Here is a 20,398-nt window from a genome sequence, read left to right as displayed (position 1 = left end):
AAACCACCCGACGTCGCGCTCGGTGTTTCGACGGGGGCTCGAAACACCGGCCGTGCGCTTCAGCGGGGGACTGAAGCGCTGATTCCCAATCTACACCGCTGATCCCCCAGTTACGTCAAGACTCTGTTACGACGTGATCTCGGGAGCGTCCCATGCTTTTCTCGTCATTCAGTCCTGAATCCTCTGGTTTCAGGTGGATTCGCGTGATCGGTCGCCAGATTTTCGATCAAAGATTCGGACTTGTTCGCGTCAAGGAAGTGCAAAAGTGCTATCGCACCAATTGATGCATCTGGTGGCACTTTGTGTTTGATGTCGGAATCGCAAGGGGGCGCCTCGCTGGTCCGCGCTGCCGGCGAGGCGCCCCGGGGTGGCGTCGTACCCGCACGGACGCCGCCGGCCCCGCGTCCCGTCGTGCGACCTGCCCGACGGGACGTGCCCTAGTGTAATCCAACTAAACAAGTAGGAAAAGGCTGTTTGAAGGATTGTGCGGACCTACGACGCCTGGCTCACCGTGGACATGTTGAAGTCGGGGATCCGCAGCGGCGGCATCGCCGTACGGGAGAAGTAGTCGCCCAGCTCCCGTGACAGCGCCGGAACGGTCCGTCCAACCTCGGTGGCCCGTTGCAGCAGCCCGACCGGGGACTCGTTGAACCGGAAGTTGTTCACCGCGCCCCGCACCTCGCCGTCCTCGACCAGGTAGACCCCGTCACGGGTCAACCCGGTCAGCAACATCGTGCGCGGGTCCACCGAACGGATGTACCACAGGCAGGTCACCAGCAGTCCGCGCTCGGTGCCGGCGATCATCTCCTCCAGGGACGCCGTAGCCTTCGGTTCCTCCAGGATCAGGTTTCCGGTGTGCGGGGTGAGCGGCAGCGCGGTCAGTACCGCCGAGTCGTGCGTCTGCACGAGGCGGGACAGCTCGCCGTCGCTGATCCACTTGGCGCCACTGATGGGCAATCCGTTGTCGAACGCGCTGATGCGCCGTCCAGGCGCGTCGGCCAGTACGAACGGCTCGCATTCCAACCCCGGCTCGGCAGGGTCGCTGCGCAGGGTCAGCGGTAGCTTCGCCAGGCGTTCGCCCACCCGCGTCCCGCCGCGCGACGCGGAGAAGGCGGTACGGCCCTCGAAGGAATCGCGCGCCCCCATGTTCCAGTAGAGGTTGACCATCATGTCCGCGACCGCCTCGGGAGGCAGCAGCGTCTCGTAACGGCCCGCGGGCAGGTCGACACGATTGCGCGCCCACCCGATCCGCCGCGACAGTTCCGCCTCCAGCGCAGCCACGTCCACGTCTGCGAAGTCCCGGGTGGCCCGCCCGACCCAGGTCGAGTGGGCCGGGTCGGCGGACTTGGCGTTGAGTTCCACGGTTCCGGTCGGCTGGTCGTGGCGCAGCCGGACCCCGGTCGAGGAGCCGAAGAACGTGGAGGCCATGGTGTGCTCGGCGTAGCCGTACAACTGTGTTCCCGCCGCGCCCGAGCGCTCGAACGCCCCGCCCAGGGCCGGGGCGAACCCGGAGAACACCCCGATGTCGGTGGACGCCGGCGCACCGTCCCACGCTGCCGTCGCCGTGGCAGCGGCCTCCGGGGCCAGTAGCGGCCGTGCCTCCTCGGCAGCAGGCGCCTGACGTGCGGCCTCCTCCGACGCCGTCACCAGTTCGGCCAGTTGGTCGTCGCGCAGGCCACTGCGCGACACCGCGCCCACCGACGTGCCCTTGTCCCCCTCGACCAGGGAGATGACGGTGACCTCCCGGCTGCGCGTCACCCCGTTGGTGGTGAGGGAGTTGCCCGCCCACCGCAGGTTGGCGGTGCTGTTCTCGTTGACCAGCACCATGCAGTCGCTGGCGCGGGAAAGCTCCAGCACACGTTCGACGACTGCCTGCGCCGGCAGTGACTGGCTCACGGTAGACCTCTTCGACTCGTCGGATTGCACGCCGCTCACGCCCCCGCCTCCTGTGCCGTATTGAGCACCCGCACCTTCTCGAACAGTGCGCTCGGGCAACCGTGGCTGACCGGCGCGACCTGCCCGGGCTGGCCCTTGCCGCAGTTGAAGGCGCCACCCAGCACGTAGGTCTCCGGTCCGCCCAACGCGGTCATCGAGTTCCAGAACTCGGTGGTGCTCGCCTGGTAGGCCACATCCCGCAGCTGCCCGGTGATCCGCCCGTTGCGGATCTGGTAGAAGCGCTGCCCGGTGAACTGGAAGTTGTAGCGCTGCATATCGATCGACCAGCTGCGGTCGCCCACGACGTAGATGCCGTTGTCGACCCGGCGCACCAGTTCGTCGGTCGAGGGGCCGCGCGGGTCCGGGGCCAGCGACACGTTGGCCATCCGCTGGATCGGCATCGTCGCGGGGGAGTCGGCGAAAGCACAGCCGTTCGACCGCTCGTGCCCGGTCAGGTGCGAGATTCGGCGATCGCGCTGGTAACCGGTGAGTATGCCGTCGGTGATCAACTCGAAGGAGGAGGTTGCCACCCCCTCGTCGTCGTAGCCCACGGTGGCCAGTCCGTGTTCCACCGTGCGGTCGCCGGTGACGTTCATGATCGGCGATCCGTAGCGCAGCGAGCCCAGCTTGTCCAAAGTGGCGAAGGACGTTCCCGCGTAGGCTGCCTCGTAGCCCAGCGCCCGGTCCAGCTCGGTGGCGTGCCCGATGGACTCGTGGATGGTCAGCCACAGGTTCGACGGGTCGATCACCAGGTCGTAGTCGCCCGGTTCCACGCTCGGCGCCGCCAACTTGGCGGCCAGCAGTTCCGGCAGTTCTTCGAGTTCCGCCGCCACCGTGGGCACGTACTCGTACCCGCGCCCCACCGGCGGCGCGATCGTGCGCATGCTTTCCAGGCGTCCGCCGCTGGTGGAGACGATCTCCACCTCGGGGGCCAACCTGACCCGCTGCTGGGTGGTGGTGGTCCCGGCGGTGTCCGCGTAGAACTTCTGCTCCTTGGCCTGGAGCAGGATCGCGTCCACGTGACTGACCCGGCGGTCGGCCAGTAGTTGCCGGCTCCATTCGGCCAACAGGTCGGTCTTGTCGCGCACGGAGACGGTGAACGGGTCGATCTCGTAGGAGGAGACCCACGTGGCGTCGCGGTGCGCAGGCTCAGCGGCCAGTTCGATGCGCTCGGTACTGATGACGGAGGCGACCTTGGCGACGTCGATCGCCTGGGCGGCCACGGCCGCCGCCGCGTCGGTGGTCAGCTCGGTCCCCGCGGCGAAGCCCCAGGTTCCGTTGTGCACCACCCGGACGGCGAAGCCGAGTGAGTCGGTCTCACCCGAGCTCTCCACCGACCCGTCGGCCAGGACGAGCCGTTGGCCGCGGATACGTTCGAGCCGGAAGTCGGCGTGGTCGGCGCCGAGATCGCGGGCGCGCTGCAGGGCCGCGTCGGCGAGCGCGCGTAGGGGCAGGGACAGGAATTCGTGGTCGATTTCACGCACGCTTGGAAACGTAACGTGTTCGCGCCGCTTCTGCCAGGTCAGGAGATGCCGGTGCCCGGGGTTCCGGGACGGACGTCGACGTGGACGTGGTCCACGTGCCGCAGGATCAGGTTGTCGGGATCGGAGACCTCGTAGTCGCGCCATCCGGCGGGCGCGAACCTGGAGCTCCAGATGCGGTCGTCGAAGATCACCACTGCCAGTTCCAGTTCCATCGCGTGCGCCACCAGCCAGTGTGCGAGCAGCCAGCCGGCACGGCGGTTCTCCTCGCTGACCGGTCGGTAGAACACGTCGATGGCGCGCCCGTCGTAATGGGCCGAGCCCGAACCGTGCCCCGAGTCGATGCCGCCCGGTGCGTAGCCGCCGAGACTCTGCTCGCCGAACACCTCACCCATCGCGGCGAGCACCGTCTCGGCGCGCGGGGTGAGGCCGGATTCGGTCATTGCCTCCGGGGCCAGTGCCGTGTCCGACCCGGTTCCGCAGGTGAGGATGGGGCCGGCGTCCTCGGTCGGCCCGTCCGCCAGGGCTCTCAACACCTCGGGGGGCACACCCTCGGGGTCGGTGGCCTCCGATCCGCTCCAGCGCAGCGCCACCGCGGTCGTGGCGGCCATGGCCTGCTCCTGGTCCAGGCCCACGGATTCCCCGTCCACGTCGACGGTGCAGTCCGGGCCCCACGGCAGTGCGGCCTCGTCCAACCCGGCCCGATGCAGCAGCCACGGGCCGCCCAGCACCGCGGCCACGAGTACGGCCGCCAGTACTCCGGCCGTTATCGCACACCCGCCCCACCGCTTCGTCATGGTTTCAGACCCTAGCCGGTCGGTGTCATGCCGCTCCCCACAGCACGACGGCCCCGCCACCCAGCAGGGTGAAGGCCCAGATCCGGTCCAGAGTCGCCCACGACAGCCTGCGCAGGACCTGGACCGCGAAGAAATCGTGCACCACCAGGGCGGCAACCCCGGCCGCGGCGAACATCGCCACCGTGTGCACCCCCGTGGCGAACAGGCCGAGCAGCGTCGCATCCAACAGGTCGAGGCCGGGGCCGCTGGGCTCGGCGCCTTGGTCCGGTGCGGCCGCCAGCACGACCGCGCCGTGCGAGTGGCCGGGGCCGCCGTGCACGCCGGGCCCCTCCGCGAGTCGCCCGGCCAGGACCGGGAGCAGCATCAGCCCCGCACCGTGCAGCGAGGACATCAGAAACGACCAGGCACCCAACTGCCACAGCGACAGTCGAACATCGCGCCAGTGAAAGTGCGCCGGACGCAGCAGTAGCCACAGTCCCACCGCACACACGAGGGCCCCGCCGACGATCGCGAACCACTGTGCGGCCAGTACCGATCCCGACACCGTGATGACCAGGGCGACCAGCGCGACCGACGCGGCGTGCCCGACCGCGATCGCCGGGAGGGCGCCCAGTACGGCCGACCGGCGGCGCTCCTGCAATCCACGCGAAACCGCCGCAAGCCATCCCATTCCAGGATTGATTCCGTGAAAGACTCCCAGACCGATCAGGACCCACAGTTGACCCGTGGTCATGGAACTCCCGTCGTGCGGTGGTCCGCGACATCCAGTCTCCGAATCGTCACACGGGGTAGGGGGAGGGGCAATGGCAGTGGCAGGACCCGGCCACGGCCCGGCGGACGGCGAGATCGCTCACACCCGCTCGTTCGGAAATCGGAAATAGGGGACGCAGGCGCTTCGCTGATCTGAGAGTTGACGTCACAGCAAATCAACCGGAGGCACGCGGTGCGAGAGTCGGCCAGAGAGATCCCCGGAGCGGGCGAGTCGGTGGACCGGTGCGTTCGTCCGGGAGCGGGAGACGGTGTACCGGCCGAACTCTTCAAGCGCACGCTGGCATCGCACGCGGCCGGAGTCGTCGTGGTCACCGCGCTGCCCGAAACAGGGGGACCGGTCGGTGTCACCGCGACGTCCTTCACCAGCGTCAGCCTCAGCCCTCCGCTGGTGTCGTTCTACGTCAACGCGGCCTCCGGCTCCTGGCCGGGCCTGCGCGAGGCGCGGTCGTTCACGGTCAACGTCCTGGCCGGCCACCAGGAGGACGTCGCCGCCCGTTTCGCCACCAAGGGCATCGACCGCTTCGCCGAGCCGACCAGGTGGAGCCCTGGAGAGGACGGGACCCCGCTGATCGAGGAGGCCGCCGCGCACGTCGTTTGCACGCGCCACGACCTGCTCGCGGTCGGTGACCACTGGCTGGTGGTGGGGCGGGTCACCGGCGCGCTCGTCGATGGGGAGTCCGGTCCGCTGCTCTACCATCGCGGCCGTTACGGTCGCTTCGCCGATGCTCCTGCCGCTCCGCCCCTCGACTGAGGCCGTCCCCGAGGGCGGGGCAGGCGCCTCCGGGAACAGCCCGTGCCGACGGGGCCCTAGATCAGACCCTGGGCGAGCATCGCCTCGGCCACGAGTTCGAAGCCCGCGATATTGGCTCCGGCCACGTAGTCGCCCGGGCGCCCGTAGCGCTCGGCCGTCTCGTAGCAGCTGTCGTGGACGTGGCGCATGATCTCGGCCAGCCGCTCCTCGGTATGGGAGAAGGTCCAGGTGTCACGGGAGGCGTTCTGCTGCATCTCCAGTGCACTCGTGGCGACTCCGCCCGCGTTGGCGGCCTTGCCGGGGGCGAAGGCGACTCCCGCTTCGGCGAACACCCGGGCGCCCTCGGGGGTGGTCGGCATGTTCGCGCCCTCTGCCACCGCCCGGACGCCGTTGCGCACGAGCGTCGTGGCGTCGGACCCGGTCAACTCGTTCTGGGTGGCCGAGGGCAGCGCCACGTCACAGGGCACCTCCCACACGCTGGAGCCGGACACGAAGTGGGCGTCGGCACCGCGCTGCCGGGCGTAGTCCGACACCCGACCGCGTTCGACCTCCTTGACCTGCTTGAGCAGCTCCACGTCGATGCCCTTCTCGTCCACCACGTAGCCGCTCGAATCGGAGCACGTCACAACGCGTGCACCCAACTGCTGGGCTTTCTCGATGGCGTAGACGGCGACATTGCCCGAACCCGAGACCGCGACCCGCATCCCTTCCAGAGCCAGGTCGCGCGCGGCGAGCATCTCAGCGGTGAACAGCACGCAGCCGTAACCGGTTGCCTCCTTGCGGACCTGCGCGCCGCCCCAGTTCAGCCCCTTGCCGGTCAGGACACCCGACTCGTAGCGGTTGGTGATGCGCTTGTACTGCCCGAACAGGTAGCCGATCTCACGGCCGCCCACACCGATATCGCCTGCCGGGACGTCGGTGTACTCGCCCAGGTGACGGTACAGCTCGGTCATGAACGACTGGCAGAACCGCATGACCTCGCTGTCGGAACGCCCTTTGGGGTCGAAGTCGCTGCCGCCCTTGCCACCGCCGATGGGCATGCCGGTCAGCGCGTTTTTGAAGACCTGCTCGAACCCCAGGAACTTGACGATGCCCAGGTTCACCGAGGGGTGGAAGCGAAGGCCGCCCTTGTAGGGGCCCAGCGCACTGTTGAACTCGACGCGAAAGCCCCGGTTGACGTGCACCTCCCCAGAGTCGTCCGCCCAGGGGACCCGGAAGATGAGCTGGCGCTCGGGCTCGCAGATGCGTTCCACGATCTTGGCGCTCGCTAGCTCCGGGCGCTTGGCGAGCACAGGGCCGAGGGTTTCCACGACCTCGCGTACCGCCTGGTGGAACTCGGTCTCGCCCGGGTTGCGCTTGAGTACCTCGTCGAACAGCGGTTGGACCTTCTCGTCCAGGTTCGCCGACATGCGTGTGCCTCCGCATTTGTATCGGTTCGCCCCGACACCACCCGGATCCGGGCACGGCGAAGGGGCACGGACATGGGTGTCGCGGGTATTCGGGCGCCCCATTGCGCCCGATCCCGCCACGATCATAGGAGCGCCCCGGTGACGGGCCTCACGGGCGGGGTGCTCCGAGCGTCCCCGCTTACCCGTGGTCTGGGCTCAGGGGCACAGGGTGTCCAACGAGGTGGCCTCCTCGCCGACCTGGCGGCCGGGCGTGGTGGGTGCGGGGTCGGGCAGCCCGGTGTAGGTCTGCCACTCGGTCTCCTCCGTGGTGCCGGGCGACGGCGCGGCCTGGTCCAGGTCGCCGGTGCCGGGCGTTCTCTCCTGACCGCCTCCCTGCGCGTCCTCCTGTTCCTGCACCGAGTCGTCCACCAGTTCCTTGATCCGATCCCAGTCCGGGTAGGCGGTGTTGACCTGCGGTGGCGACAGCTGCAACGTCTTCATGTTGCCCTCGGCCACGAGGTCGGCCAGGTCCACGAAGTGCGGAATCTTGGACTGGGGAATGTCGGTACGCAAGGTGCGCTTGGTGGCGCCGGCCAGCCTCTGGAAACTGGTCATGATCGTCGTGGGGTCGGCCTGTTGGGCCACGTACTTGACCAGGCAGCCTTGGCGGCCCATCCGGGAGTAGTCGTCGCTGTTGATGCGGCTGCGCCCGTACCACAGGGCCTCGTTGCCGGTCAGCCGCTGGCGGCCGGGCATCAGCATGTCGCCCTGCTGGCCGTAGGGAATGGGCTCTTCGATCTCGACCTCGATCCCGCCGATGGCGTCGATCAGGTCCTGGAAGCCGCGCATGTCCACGAGCATGTAGTAGTCGACGTCGACGCCGATGGCGCCGCTGATGACGGACTTGAGGGTGTCGGCGCCCGGGTCCTGCACGTTCGGGTTGATCGCGAGCTCTTCGGGCTCGTCGGCCACCGTCTGGTAGACCTCGTTGAGCAGATCGCCGAAGCCTTGGGGAGCGGGGTAGAGGTCGGCCAGCGTGGTGCCCTCAGGGAAGGGAACGTTCTCCAGGTTGCGGGGCAGCCCGATGAGGACGACGTCGCCGTACTCGACGTCGATGCTGGCCACCATCATCGAGTCGGTGCGCATCCCGTAGCGGTTGCTGCCGGAGTCGCCGCCCAGCAACAGCACGTTCACCCGGTCGCGCCCGTTCCACGGGTCGGCCTCGTTGTGCGGCAGAGTGTCCCGCTCGTCGCCGAAGACCGAGGACAGCGTGTCGTAGGCGGTGTAGGAGGTGTTCATGATCGCGGCGGCCGGCGCGGCGACGGCCAGGCAAAGGGCCGCGACGACCACGACGGCGACGGTCCGACCGCCCCAGCCGGCGGTGAGCGGCCGGGTGATCACGTAGGAGTGGATCACCACGGTCATCCACACCACCGATATCGCGAAGGCCGCGATCGAGATGGCGAGCAGCCAGCGGCCCTGGACGGCCAGGCGTGCCCAGCCGATCAGATCCCCGCTCACCAGGACGGCGAGTGCGACGATGGCGGCGACCAACAAGAGGAAGCAGGTCAGGATCAGCGCACCGGTCCGCCGGCGTCCCATACGCAAGTGAGCGATGCCCGGAATCACGGTTGATCCGGCCGTCCACAACAGAGCACGCCACGTGTTCTTTGGGCGGCTGCGCGCTTGCTCGTCCCGCCGCTCGGCCATTGGACCCTCTTCTCGTGCCGTCTCCGAGTGCTGCCGTAACCCTCCGGGGATGGGAAGGTGCGCACGCGGGATCAGTTCTCTTCTCTTACCGCGTTGGTGGGCCGTTAATGCTGATTACAGTGTGGGGCTTTGCCGGAGTTGTTGGCACACCGGTATCTGACTACCCTCTGGCCACCTCATGTACGTTATGTCAGATAGAGAAACTTTATGTCCGGTTCTTGGGTCGTACCGGATCAAAGTCGGCCTTGTTTCTTTCGTGATCAGTAGTTAACCGCCGCCACAGCTGTCATGATCTGGCCGCAGGAGGGGGCGGTGTCCGGGGGGAATTGGGCGCCGTCATGGGAACGAAAGGCACTAGATCGTGCTCGATGCGGTTGACGCCGCGCTCGTACGGGCGTTGCAGGGGGACGGAAGAGCGACTTATCAGGCGCTTGCGGACGGCGTCGGGCTTTCGCGCACAGCAGTGCGGGCCCGAGTCAGGCACCTGATCGCGGCAGGAGCCATCCGAATCGTGGGTGTGCTCCATGCCGGCGTCATGGGGATGGAGGTTTTCGGACACATTTCATTGCGTGTTTCCGGGCCGGTGCGGCCGGTCATGGAAGCGTTGGCGCGACGCGAGTCGGTGACTTTCGCCGCGCAGACAGCAGGACGCTTTCCGGCTGTCGCCCACGTCCGGGTCGGCCACGACGCGGAGCTGGCCGCGGAGCTGGCCCGGATCCGCGAGATCACCGGGGTCGTGGGTGCGGAGGTCTTCCGAGGTGACGAGATCGTCAAGGACGCCTATTCCAGTGTGCGGGTGTTGCGCGACGTGCCCGTCGACCCGCTGGACTGGCGGCTCGTCCACCGGCTCCAGGTGGACGGACGGGCCTCCTATGCCGAGCTCGCCCGCCACGTGGGGTTGAGCCAGGCCGCGGCGCGCTCGCGCGTGGTGCGCCTCATCGACGCAGGCGTCGTCCACGTGACCGCGCTCATCGAACCCTCGGCCGTCGGGGCCAACGAGCATCTGGGCTTCGGTCTGCGCTGCCGCGGCGATGCCAGTGCCCTCGCCGCCCGGTTGGCGACCCTCGCCGGCGTCTCCTTCGCGGCGACCGGCTTCGGCCGCTACGACGTCGTGGGGGGAGTCACCGCAACCGACCGGTCCACCCTCGTGGAGACCCTGGAGACGATCCGCGGGTACCCCGATGTCACTTATGCGGAGTCGTGGGAGCATCTCTCGGTGACCAAGGAGCGCCACCAGATCGACGACCGGCCGCGCGATCCCGGGCCGGCCGCATTGCGGACGGCGTCGCCCCGGGGCGCAGGGTGATGCCTTCGGGCACCCTGCGTCTCGGGCAGGGGGAGTTCGGGCCCGGCGCGTACGCTGTCATGGCGGTGCTCAACCGAACCCCGGACTCCTTCTACGATCGCGGGGCCACCTTCGCCTTCGACGCGGCGCTGGCCGCGGCCGACCGCGCGGTGGTGGCCGGCGCGGACATCATCGATGTGGGCGGGGTCAAGGCCGGTCATGGCGAGCACGTCTCCACCGAGGAGGAGATCAGGCGCACCGTGCCCTTCGTCGCTGAGCTGCGCGCCCGCCATCCGGGAGTGGTGCTGTCGGTGGACACCTGGCGTGCGGAGGTGGGCCGGGCCTGTGCCGAGGCGGGTGCCGACCTGATCAACGACACCTGGGCGGGTGCCGACCCCGACCTCGCGCGCGTCGCCGCCGAGTACGACGTGGGCCTGGTGTGCAGCCACAGCGGGGGACTGGCCCCGCGCACCGACCCCCACCGCGTGGCCTACGCCGACGTGGTCGACGCGGTCCTGCGCGGAGTGGTCGGCCTGGCCGAGCGGGCGGTGTCACTTGGGGTGCACCCCGATCGGGTGCTCGTCGACCCCACCCACGACTTCGGCAAGAACACCTACCACTCGCTCGAACTCACCCGTCGCCTGGACGTCCTGGTGCGCACGGGGTGGCCGGTACTGGTCGCTGTCTCCAACAAGGACTTCATCGGGGAGACCCTCGACCTTCCCGTGGGCGAGCGCCTGCCCGGGACGCTCGCTGCATTGGCGCTCTCGGCGTGGCAGGGGGCCCGGGTTTTTCGTGTCCACGACGCGGCTGCCGCGCGGCGCGCACTGGACACGGTGGGGGAGCTGGCCGCCCCTTGAACCCGTCGGCCCGCATCATGGTCGGGGGAGTGCGGTGGGTTCTTCCCGTCCGGCCCGGTACAGCCGGGCCACTACTTCTTCGATGTCTGGTTCGCGCAGGGTGAGGTCGGCGATGCGGTGGGCGCGGGCCACTTCGGAGACGACGGCTGCGGGGTTGGTGCTCAACTCCAGCCATTGCCGGGGTCCCTCGACCCGGACGGTCCGCGCTCCCGGGACCACGATGGGGGCTTCCGGCTGTACCAGGTCCACCACCAGGGTGCGTGGGGTGGGTGCGGTGGCGCGCAGACCGGCCAGGTCGCCGTCGAAGGCGGTACGCCCGTGGTCGATCACCAGTACCCGACGGCACAACCGCTCCACGTCGCCCAGGTCGTGCGTGGTCAGCAGGATGGTGGTTCCCCGCTCGGTGTTCAACCGCAGCAGGAATTCGCGGATGGCGGACTTGCTCACCACGTCCAGCCCGATCGTCGGCTCGTCCAGCACCAACAGTTCGGGTGCGTGCAGCAGCGCGGCGGTCAGGTCGCCGCGCATACGCTGGCCCAGGCTGAGCTGGCGGACCGGAGTGGTCAGGAACGGCTCCAACTCCAGCAGTTCGGTGAGTTCGGCCAGGCGGGCAGCGTGAAGGTCGGCGGGCACCCGGTACAGGTGCCGGGTCAGGGCCAGGCTGTCGCGCAGCGGCAGGTCCCACCACAGGGTGGTGCGCTGGCCGAAGACCACGCCGATTCGGGCGGCCAGTCTGGTCCGCTGCCGGGAGGGTTCCAGGCCGCACACCCGTACCCGGCCGCGGCTGGGGGCCAAGATCCCGGTCAGCATCTTCATGGTCGTGGACTTGCCTGCGCCGTTGGGGCCGAGGTAGCCCACGATCTCGCCCGGGGCCACGGTGAACCCCACGTCCTGCACGGCCGACACGGTGCGCCGTCGGCGGCGCAGCAGCGGTCCTTCCGTGCGGACGAAGTCGCGCCCCAGGTTCGCGGTCTCGATGATCGGTTCGGTCACGTCGTCTCAGCTCCCCGTCGATCGGTAGTGGCGCAGTCCCACGCGCCAGGTCAGGGCGGCGACGGCACACAGCAGCACGGCCACGACCGGCGAGGCGTAGCGCAGCCACGGCCACATCCCCAGCGGGTCGGGGCGGCCCAGCAGGTACAGGGCCGGCTGCCAGCTCACGAAGGCCAGCGGCACCACGAACGTCACCGCGCGCACGATGTCGCGGCCGTAGATCGCCAGCGGGTACTCGCTGAGCGCGTACCCGCCGTAGGTGATCGCGTTGGAGAGCTCGCGCGCCTCGGCGATGAAGAACTGCATGCACGCGCCGATCACCCACAGCGAACAGCAGATGACGGCGCCCGAGACGACCAGGACCGGGACCATGGCCATGCGCCCCGGCGTCCAGGAGATCTCCAGCACGCCCAGTGCGACCACCAGCGCGACGAGTCCGGGCACCAGTTTGCCCAGACGGCGCGGGGAGAACCCGTCGGTCGCCAGTTGTACCAGCGGTGACACCGGGCGCACCAGCATGACGTCGAAGCCGCCCTTGCGCACGTGCTCGCCGAGGCGTTCGGTCGAGCCCATCAGCAGGTCGGCCAGGCAGAAGGCCGTACCGGTCAGTCCGTAGATCAGCAGCGCCTCGTGCAGAGTGAACCCCGCCAGGGCGTCGACGTGCCCGAACACGAAGAACAGCGCCGCCAATTCCACGGTCGTCGTTCCCAGTTGGGCGAGGGTCAGCAGGGTCAGCGACACCGGGTACTGCGCGAGTGCGCGACACCAGGCCCAGGCCAACCGGAAGTAGGGCACCACAACGGTGTCAGCCACCCTGGACCACCACCCGACGGGTGGCCCGCGCGGTCAGGACCGTTCCCAACACCAGCAGGGCCGCTGCCCATGCCGCCTGGTAGGCCAGGCCGCCCAGCGTGCCGCCCGGCAGCACGGTCCGGCCCAGCAGGATCTCGGCGGGCACCTGGACCAGTGCCGCCCACGGCAGGGTGCGCAAGATTGCTGCCACCGCGTCGGGGAACAACACCAGCGGCAGAATCATCCCCGAACAGAAGGGGCCGAGCAGCCACGCGACCGCGTCGACCCCGCGGGTGTCCAGGAGCCAGAACCCGGCCAGCGCGTACAGGTAGCGCAGGCCGAAACCGACCAGCGCGGCCAGGACCAGCGCCACCAGCACGGCCACCCAGCGCAGCGGTTCGGCGGGCAGCGCGAGGTCGAAGAGGACCACCCCGACGGCGAAGGTCGGTACGGACCGCGCCAGCACGTTGAACGCCGCTCGTCCCAGGTCCGTCGCCAGCCACCAGCGCACGAAGCCGACCGGACGCATCAGATCCATGGCCACCTGGCCGTCGCGGATCCGTTCGCCCAGCTCCAGCGGCGGACCGAAGATCGCGGTCACCCCGATGAACGCCTGGGCCAGGAAGACCTGGGTGACGGCGTCGGCGGCCGTGTAACCGTTGATCTGGGGGCGTGTCTCGAAGACCGCCAGAAGCACCAGGGCGTTGATGACCCCGAAAACGCTGTTGACGACGACGCTGGCCGCAGTGGCCCATCGATAGGTGGAATAACGGCGTAACCCGTAGGCGAACACCGCGAGAAGAACCCGCACCGTGCCCCAGACTCCTTGATCCATGGGGAAGAAAACAGGCACGTCCCTGCGGAGCAGGTCCGGGTCGCCGCGAAGACGTGACCATAGCACGCGTATGACCGTCGTTCGGGCAAAAATCGGGAACTGTCGCTACTGCGGGACGCGCCCCGGGGTGTGCGGGCAGACTTGGGGAGTGCGCCCCCGGCAAAGGGCCGTCACGCGCATCCGGCGCGCGACGCCCATGCGTTCGGCGGCGCCGTGGGAGAAGGGCGTCACAATGGCGGAACGAGTCGTAGAGGGCGAAGGCATACCCCCGAACCCGAAGGAGGGCGGCCTGGGACTGTCGGCCAGGGGCATGGCCACCCGTCAACGGTTATTGGCCGCTGCCCGAGAGGTCATCCTGACCCGCGACGGAACACTGGAGGTTGCCGAGGTCTCGGCGCGCACCGGTTGTTCCGCGGGTCTGTTGTACCGCTACTTCGACAACAAGGACGGACTCGTCGCGGCGGTGGTCGACGAGTTCTACGACCGCTACGACGCCACTGTTTTCACCGCCCGAATCGATTCGGGGGAGGGGTGGCTGGCGACCGAGCACGAACGGCTGCGCCGGGAGATCGACTTCCTGTGCGACGACCCCTTCGGACCGGTCATCGTGGGCCGCAGGCTGCGCGAGCCGGCCGCAGCCCAGGCCGACGCGGCGAGACTGGCCCGCCAGGTGGACATCGCCGCCCGAGGCATCGCCCGCGGGCAGCGCGACGGTGAGCTGAATGCTCGCATTCAGCCGGAGTTCGCCGCAGCCGCCGTGCTCGGGGCGTTTCGGGAGCTGATGGCGCGTGCGCTGCGCCCCGGCGGGAGCGCACCGCGAGCGCAATTGCTGGAGCTGATGCACGCGGTGGGGACCAGTCTGCTGCGCCCCGAGGATTAGCCTTCTGCCTTGGTAACCAGCTCGTCGAGATAACAGGCTGCTTCGCGCAGCGCCCGCTCGGGGTCGCCGTCGTGGATTGCGTCGGCCAGGCCCTGGTGGTCCAGGCCGTCGTCACTGGCCCCGGTCATGTCCACGGTGTGCGCGATGCTCTCGTAGACCGCCTGGGAGATGTCGTCGTAGAGCTCGACGAGCAGCAGGTTGTGGGTGGCGACCACGACGGCACGGTGAAAGGTGAAGTCGGCTTCGATGAAGGCGTTCACGTCGCGTTCACGCCATGCCTGGGCCCGCTCGCCGATCGCCGTGTCGATGGCGGCGAGGTCTGCGTCGGTGTGGCGCAGTGCGGCGAGTCTGGCCGCCTCCAGTTCGAGCGCGCGTCGGACCTCCAGGTTCTCGCGGAGCTGAGAACGTTCCAGACGGCGACGCAACGCCCCGCCCAGTTCGCTGGAGGCGCGAACAAATGTGCCGGCTCCCTGGCGGATTTCCAGGAGACCGGCGTGAGCGAGGGCCCGCACTGCTTCGCGTACGGTGTTGCGTCCGACTTCCAACTGCTCGGACAGCTCCGACTCGGTCGGAATGCGGTCGCCGACCGACCACTCGCCCGAGTCGATCTGCGTTCTTAACTGAGTGATGACCTGGTCGACAAGTCCGGTACGACGCGTCGAGGCGAGGGGCACGCGCTTACCTCCTAGGAGTTTCGTTAACGCCGGAGCTTAGACCAGTCTCGCCCGAGAGATGGCCTTCGACGGTCAATGCGTTATTCTCGGACTCTACATCCGGTCATCCCATGAATAGGAGTCGCGTGTGGCCCCGCCCCCCGTGACACCGCCGCACGCCGCCTCGCGGCCGGCAGCCCTCGTTTCACGGCCCCGCAGGCAGGCGTGGTTGATCGCAGCCGGAGTGGGTCTGGCAGCCATCAACCTGCGCACCGGTATCACCAGTATCGGACCGCTGCTGGACGAGATCACCACCGGTCTCGGCATGTCCGCTGTCATGGCCGGACTACTGACCACCCTGCCGGTCCTGTGCTTTGCCCTTTTCGGCGCGCTCACCCCCACTCTGATCAGGCGGGCCGGTGAGCACCGGGTCATCCTGGGGGCGCTCGCCGCACTCACCGCGGGGCTCACCCTGCGGGCGTTCGTCGGCGACCAGTGGCTGTTCCTGCTGTTCAGCGCATTGGCGCTGTCGGGCGGCGCGGTGGGAAACGTGCTGCTTCCCACGCTGGTCAAGCAGCACTTCCCCCACCGTGTGGGGATCATGACCACCGTCTACACCACCGCCATCGCCATGGGTGCGACCATCGCCGCCGCGGGCACCGTTCCCCTTACAGCGGCCACCGGTGACTGGCGGCTCGCCCTGGCGGCCTTCGCCGTCTTCGGGCTGATCGCCGCTGTGCCCTGGGCGCTGGTAATGCGCCACGATCCGCCGCGTTCGGGGAAGGAGAACCCGACGAGTGTGCGGGCGGTGTTGCGCACGCCGATGGGGTGGCAGAGCATCGTCTTCTTCGGCACCCAGGCCGCCATCGCCTACATCATGTTCGGCTGGTTCGCCCAACTGCTCAGGGACAACGGGATGAGCCCCACCGACGCGGGGTTGGCCCTGTCCTACCTCACCGCGCTCTCCATCCCCATCTCGCTGCTGCTGCCCGCGATCATGGCCCGGGTGGGCGACCAGCGGCCCTTCGTCGCTCTCTTCGCCGTCTGCTACGTCATCGGTTGCACCGGACTCGTCGTCGCCCCGGTGGCCGGTGTGTGGGCCTGGGCGACCCTCATCGGACTGGGGATGGGAACCTTCCCGCTCGCACTGACGTTCTTCGCGGTGCGCACCCGGGGGCCCCAGGCCACCGCTGCGCTTTCGGCGGCCACCCAGAGCATCGGGTACCTGATCGCGGGGACCGGGCCGTTCCTCTTCGGCCTCCTGCACGAGCTGACCGGTTCCTGGTATGCGCCCGGCGCGCTGCTACTGCTCCTTGCCGTGAGCAACGCGGCGGTCGGGTTCTTCCTCGGACGGCCGCTCCACCTGGAGGATCAGATCAGGCTCCCGGAAGCCAGTCCAGCCGGCCGATGAGGTACACCGATCCCACGAACGCCACGATGTCGATCAGCGAGTGCGCGACCACCAGGGGCATCACGCGACCGTAGCGGCGGTAGAACCAGCAGAAGACGAGCCCCATCACCAGGTTGCCCACGAACATGCCCACCCCCTGATAGAGGTGGTAGAAGGCCCGCAAGAACGAGGAGGCCAGTGCTGCGCGCAGCGGTGACCACCCCAGCTGTTCCAGGCGCAACAGAAGATAGCCCACCACGATGACCTCCTCGACCACCCCGTTCTTGACCGCCTGCAGCAGCAGGATCGGCACCTGCCACCAGTGCTCGTTCAGTTCGCTGGGCACGATCGGACGGTTCAGGCCCAGCTGGACCGAGACCAGGTAGACCACCAGCCCGCCCAGTCCGATCAGCGCAGCCAGGCCCGCTCCGCCCGCCAGGTCGAATCCGGGCCGACGCAGGTCGAAGCCGATGGTGCGGGCCGAGTCGTTGGAGCGGTACAACAGGTAGAACACCAGTGCCACCGGGGCGAAGGCGAAGACCAGCCGGTAGGTCTGCACCGCAAGGTCCAGCCACGGGCGCTCGGAGGCGGGGGTCACCAGATTGGCCGTCTGTGCGCTCAAACCGCCAGGTGCCGTCGCGGCAGCGGTGAACGAGATCACCGCCCACACCGCGCTCATGCCCAAGGACAGCGCCAGCACGCACCAGACCTCGGCGCCGATCGCTTTGCGGGGCAGCGCACGGACGCTCGTGGGTTCGCTCATGCACCAGATCATCGCAGGATGCAAAGGGACGGCCGCCCCGCCCCGGTCCCAGCCATGAGAGCGGGGGACGGTGCGACCGTCGGGCGACGACCGTCAGGCGTCCGCGCGCACTAGTGTCCGAACTGGTCGGCCTCGGTGGAGCCGGCCAGCGCGGTGGTGGAGGCGTCGGGGGTGATCGCCGTGCTGATCCGGTCGAAGTATCCGGTGCCGACCTCGCGCTGGTGGCGAGTCGCGGTGTACCCCCGCTCCTCGGCACCGAACTCCGCCTCCTGGAGTTCGACGTAGGCGCTCATCCCGGTCTCGGCGTAGCCCTTGGCCAGGTCGAACATCGAGTAGTTCAACGAGTGGAAGCCCGCCAGCGTGATGAATTGGAACGCGTAGCCCATATGCCCCAGCTCGCGCTGGAACTTGGCGATGGTGGCATCGTCGAGATGGCGCTTCCAGTTGAAGGACGGCGAGCAGTTGTAGGCCAGCATCTGGTCGGGGAAGCGCGCCTTGATCGCCTCCGCGAAATCGCGGGCCACTTCCAGGTCCGGTGTGGAGGTCTCCATCCACAGCAGGTCCGAGTAGGGGGCGTAGGCCAGCCCGCGGGCGACGCAGGACTCCACGCCGTTGCGCACCCGGTAGAAGCCCTCGCCGGTGCGTTCGCCGGTGACGAAAGGGCGGTCGCGCTCGTCGACGTCGCTGGTGATGAGCGTCGCGGCCTGGGCGTCGGTGCGCGCGATGACCAGGCTGGGGACGTCTGCGACGTCAGCTGCGAGCCGGGCGGCGTTGAGCGTCTTGATGTGCTGACCGGTGGGGATGAGGACCTTGCCGCCCAGGTGCCCGCACTTCTTCTCCGAGGCGAGTTGGTCCTCCCAGTGCACGCCGGCTGCGCCGGCGGCGATCATGCCCCGCATCAGTTCGTAGGCGTTGAGCACACCGCCGAACCCGGCCTCGGCGTCGGCGACGATCGGCGCCAGCCAGTGCGGCGCGTTCTCGTCGCCCTCGGACCAGGTGATCTGGTCGGCGCGAAGGAGCGCGTTGTTGATCCGGCGCACGACCTGGGGAACCGAGTCGGCCGGGTACAGGCTCTGGTCGGGGTAGGTCTGGCCGGCCTGGTTGGCGTCGGCGGCGACCTGCCAGCCCGAGAGGTAGATGGCCTTGAGGCCGGCGCGGACCTGTTGGACCGCCTGGTTTCCGGTCAGCGCCCCCAGGCTGCTGACGTAGTCCTGGGTGTGCAGGAGCTGCCACAGCCGTTTCGCGCCCAGCCGGGCCAGCGTGTGCTCCTCAGTGACCGAGCCGCGGAGCCGAACCACGTCTTCGGCGGAGTAGGTGCGCTCGATGCCCGCCCAACGAGGGTCGGTCTCCCACCGCTGCTTCAGCGCGGTGCCGGCTTCCTGTTGACGACCGATGGTGCTCATGGCCTGTTCCCGCCTTTTGCGTTCTGGATCCCCTTGGAAGGTGGTCGTCGGCTGGAACGTCCGCATTCCGAAAAAAGTTAACTTTTTTCAATAGGGAGTGCATTGTTCCCGCCGACATCTCCGATTCTTCGCAAATTTCTTCAGTTTTTCGAGGTTGATCGGGATGAAGATTCGCGTTTCTTTCTCTAACATGAACGCATGGCGTACTTCGGGAATGAAGAAATACCGGCCTTGCCCAGTGACCTGGATCTCGTCACGTTCGGGCAGCGTCTGCGGCATCTGCGGCGCGCGCGCAACCTGACCCTCTCCGACCTGGGGGAACGGGTGGGTCGAGCGCCTTCGCAGCTGTCCCTCCTGGAGAACGGCAAGCGCGAGCCCAAGCTGTCCCTGCTCACCGCGCTTGCCGCGTCGCTGGACGTGTCGATCGAGGAGCTGCTGTCCAGACAACCCCCGAGCCGGCGTGCGCAACTGGAGATCACGGTGGAGGAGGCCCAGCGCGACCCCGTCTACCAGTCCCTCAACCTGCCGCACCTCAAGGTCGGCAAACGGGTGCCCAACGACGTGCTGGAGCACATCGTCGGTCTCTACGACGAACTCAAGCGGCGCAGCGCCAAACCGACGGCCACTCCCGAGGAGGCGCGTCGGGCCAACGCCGATCTACGACGCCAGATGCGTGAACGGGGCAACTACTTCGAGCGTATCGAGAAGGCCGCCCAAGACACCCTGGACGCCGTGGGCTACAGGGGGGGAGCGCTGTCCCAGGGGCTGATCCTGTCGATGGTCACCTACTACGGCTTCACCCTGCGTTACGTGCAGGATCTGCCGCGCTCGGTCCGCTCGGTCACCGACACCCGCAACCGCCGCCTCTACCTCAAGCGGGAGTCGCTGGGCATGCACACCCCGCGTACGATCCTTTTGCAGACGTTGGGGCACTTCGTCCTGGGGCACGGCCAGCCGCGCGACTTCGCCGACTTCCTGCGCCAACGGGTCGAGGCCAACTATTTCGCCGCGGCCGTGCTCATCCCCGAGACGAGCGCAGTGCCCTTCCTGGCCGAGGCGAAGCAGGCTCGTGATCTCTCGGTCGAGGACCTCCGCGACGTCTACGCGGTTTCCTACGAGATGGCCGCCCACCGGTTCACCAATCTGGCAACCCGCCACCTCGACCTCGTCTGCCACTTCATCCGCAACGACGAGACCGGGATCATCTACAAGGCCTACCAGAACGACGGCCTCGTCTTCCCAACCGACGACACCGGGGCCATCGAAGGCCAGCGCATGTGCCGCTACTGGTCGGGGCGCCAGGTGTTCGCCTCACCCGACCGCTACTCCATCTACTACCAGTACACCGACAAGCCCAACGGCACGCACTGGTGCGTGGCCCATGTGGACCCGAGCCGCGAGCGCAACTTCGCGATCACCCTCGGCGTGCCCTACAAGGAGTCGCGCTGGTTCCGGGGGCGGGAGACCACCCACCGCACCAAGTCCGAGTGCCCCGGCAACGAGTGCTGCGTGCGTCCGCCCTCGGAGCTCACCGCCCGCTGGGAGGGCAACGTCTGGCCTTCGGCCCGCGCCCACTCCCATGTCCTCGCCGCACTGCCCACCGGACCTTTCCCCGGAGTGGACGAAACTGACGTCTACACCTTTTTGGAGAAGCACGACGGGGAGTAGCGGGGGCGGCACTACGGTTGAGCACGCCTTGCCCCGACCCGCC

General features: G+C 68.4%; 18 protein-coding genes. 6 read left to right on the top strand and 12 right to left on the bottom strand.

What is annotated here, in order from left to right; translation table 11 throughout:
* Positions 1–492: 492 nt before the first annotated feature.
* Genes QSJ59_RS00895 through QSJ59_RS00880 form a run of 4 tightly spaced genes read right to left on the bottom strand, consistent with a single transcriptional unit; the run spans position 493 to position 4,946 of the window.
* Complete coding sequence (locus tag QSJ59_RS00895; RefSeq protein WP_285756711.1) at positions 493–1,896, bottom strand: metallopeptidase TldD-related protein; 1,404 nt, start codon at positions 1,894–1,896, stop codon at positions 493–495.
* A gap of 35 nt (positions 1,897–1,931) precedes the next feature.
* Positions 1,932–3,419 carry a TldD/PmbA family protein gene (locus QSJ59_RS00890; protein WP_285756710.1) on the bottom strand — a complete coding sequence of 496 codons (1,488 nt, stop codon included), beginning with the start codon at positions 3,417–3,419 and terminating at the stop codon, positions 1,932–1,934.
* Between the two features lie 38 nt (positions 3,420–3,457).
* Complete coding sequence (locus tag QSJ59_RS00885; RefSeq protein ID WP_285756709.1) at positions 3,458–4,213, bottom strand: VldE C-terminal domain-containing protein; 756 nt, start codon at positions 4,211–4,213, stop codon at positions 3,458–3,460.
* Between the two features lie 25 nt (positions 4,214–4,238).
* Positions 4,239–4,946 carry a cell wall anchor protein gene (locus QSJ59_RS00880; protein WP_285756708.1) on the bottom strand — a complete coding sequence of 236 codons (708 nt, stop codon included), beginning with the start codon at positions 4,944–4,946 and terminating at the stop codon, positions 4,239–4,241.
* Between the two features lie 210 nt (positions 4,947–5,156).
* Here QSJ59_RS00880 and QSJ59_RS00875 point away from each other — a divergent pair, with 210 nt between their 5' ends.
* Entirely contained in the window at positions 5,157–5,735 is a 579-nt protein-coding gene (locus tag QSJ59_RS00875) for a flavin reductase family protein (protein WP_349497177.1), read from the top strand.
* Between the two features lie 56 nt (positions 5,736–5,791).
* On the opposite strand, the gene gdhA is transcribed toward QSJ59_RS00875, so the two are convergent.
* Both gdhA and QSJ59_RS00865 read right to left on the bottom strand, forming a co-directional pair.
* On the bottom strand, positions 5,792–7,144 hold the full coding sequence (gdhA, locus tag QSJ59_RS00870) for an NADP-specific glutamate dehydrogenase (protein ID WP_285756707.1): 1,353 nt from the start codon (positions 7,142–7,144) through the stop codon (positions 5,792–5,794).
* A gap of 195 nt (positions 7,145–7,339) precedes the next feature.
* Positions 7,340–8,833, bottom strand: a complete 1,494-nt coding sequence (locus tag QSJ59_RS00865) for an LCP family protein (RefSeq protein ID WP_285756706.1) — start codon at positions 8,831–8,833, stop codon at positions 7,340–7,342.
* A 361-nt stretch (positions 8,834–9,194) separates the two neighbouring features.
* Here QSJ59_RS00865 and QSJ59_RS00860 point away from each other — a divergent pair, with 361 nt between their 5' ends.
* Both QSJ59_RS00860 and folP read left to right on the top strand, forming a co-directional pair.
* Positions 9,195–10,139 carry an Lrp/AsnC family transcriptional regulator gene (locus QSJ59_RS00860; protein WP_285756705.1) on the top strand — a complete coding sequence of 315 codons (945 nt, stop codon included), beginning with the start codon at positions 9,195–9,197 and terminating at the stop codon, positions 10,137–10,139.
* The gene (gene folP, locus QSJ59_RS00855; RefSeq protein WP_285756704.1) at positions 10,139–10,978 is read left to right on the top strand and encodes a dihydropteroate synthase; all 840 of its coding nucleotides are present in this window, start codon (positions 10,139–10,141) and stop codon (positions 10,976–10,978) included. Before QSJ59_RS00860 ends, folP begins: the two co-directional genes overlap by 1 nt.
* A gap of 15 nt (positions 10,979–10,993) precedes the next feature.
* Here the strand turns inward: folP and QSJ59_RS00850 are convergent, their stop codons facing one another.
* Genes QSJ59_RS00850 through QSJ59_RS00840 form a run of 3 tightly spaced genes read right to left on the bottom strand, consistent with a single transcriptional unit; the run spans position 10,994 to position 13,574 of the window.
* Positions 10,994–11,971 carry an ABC transporter ATP-binding protein gene (locus QSJ59_RS00850; protein WP_285756703.1) on the bottom strand — a complete coding sequence of 326 codons (978 nt, stop codon included), beginning with the start codon at positions 11,969–11,971 and terminating at the stop codon, positions 10,994–10,996.
* A 6-nt stretch (positions 11,972–11,977) separates the two neighbouring features.
* Positions 11,978–12,784 carry an ABC transporter permease gene (locus QSJ59_RS00845; RefSeq protein ID WP_285756702.1) on the bottom strand — a complete coding sequence of 269 codons (807 nt, stop codon included), beginning with the start codon at positions 12,782–12,784 and terminating at the stop codon, positions 11,978–11,980.
* A complete protein-coding gene (locus QSJ59_RS00840; RefSeq protein WP_285757831.1) occupies positions 12,777–13,574 on the bottom strand; it encodes an ABC transporter permease in 798 nt (265 codons plus the stop codon). Before QSJ59_RS00840 ends, QSJ59_RS00845 begins: the two co-directional genes overlap by 8 nt.
* 256 nt (positions 13,575–13,830) lie before the next feature.
* On the opposite strand from QSJ59_RS00840, the gene QSJ59_RS00835 reads away from it, so the two are divergent.
* The gene (locus QSJ59_RS00835; protein WP_285756701.1) at positions 13,831–14,478 is read left to right on the top strand and encodes a TetR/AcrR family transcriptional regulator; all 648 of its coding nucleotides are present in this window, start codon (positions 13,831–13,833) and stop codon (positions 14,476–14,478) included.
* On the opposite strand, the gene QSJ59_RS00830 is transcribed toward QSJ59_RS00835, so the two are convergent.
* Positions 14,475–15,152: a FadR/GntR family transcriptional regulator gene (locus QSJ59_RS00830; protein ID WP_285756700.1), complete on the bottom strand. Its 678-nt coding sequence runs from the start codon at positions 15,150–15,152 to the stop codon at positions 14,475–14,477. The two genes, QSJ59_RS00835 and QSJ59_RS00830, sit on opposite strands and share 4 nt — an antisense overlap.
* Positions 15,153–15,279: 127 nt before the next feature.
* Between QSJ59_RS00830 and QSJ59_RS00825 the strand changes: the two genes are divergently transcribed.
* Positions 15,280–16,542: a CynX/NimT family MFS transporter gene (locus QSJ59_RS00825; protein WP_432707393.1), complete on the top strand. Its 1,263-nt coding sequence runs from the start codon at positions 15,280–15,282 to the stop codon at positions 16,540–16,542.
* Here QSJ59_RS00825 and QSJ59_RS00820 read toward each other — a convergent pair.
* Together QSJ59_RS00820 and aceA are read right to left on the bottom strand one after the other, a co-directional pair.
* Positions 16,508–17,284, bottom strand: a complete 777-nt coding sequence (locus QSJ59_RS00820) for a CPBP family intramembrane glutamic endopeptidase (protein WP_285756699.1) — start codon at positions 17,282–17,284, stop codon at positions 16,508–16,510. The genes QSJ59_RS00825 and QSJ59_RS00820 overlap by 35 nt on opposite strands.
* Positions 17,285–17,394: 110 nt before the next feature.
* A complete protein-coding gene (gene aceA, locus QSJ59_RS00815) occupies positions 17,395–18,687 on the bottom strand; it encodes an isocitrate lyase (RefSeq protein WP_285756698.1) in 1,293 nt (430 codons plus the stop codon).
* A 231-nt stretch (positions 18,688–18,918) separates the two neighbouring features.
* On the opposite strand from aceA, the gene QSJ59_RS00810 reads away from it, so the two are divergent.
* Positions 18,919–20,355, top strand: a complete 1,437-nt coding sequence (locus QSJ59_RS00810) for a helix-turn-helix transcriptional regulator (protein WP_285757827.1) — start codon at positions 18,919–18,921, stop codon at positions 20,353–20,355.
* The last annotated feature ends 43 nt before the right edge of the window (positions 20,356–20,398 follow it).

The sequence above is a fragment of the Nocardiopsis ansamitocini genome, from assembly GCF_030268225.1.
In the GTDB taxonomy this organism is placed as follows: Bacteria; Actinomycetota; Actinomycetes; order Streptosporangiales; family Streptosporangiaceae; genus Nocardiopsis_D; species Nocardiopsis_D ansamitocini.
The sequence above is the reverse complement of the archived record's forward strand: the minus strand, read 5'-3'. Positions and strand labels throughout refer to the sequence as shown.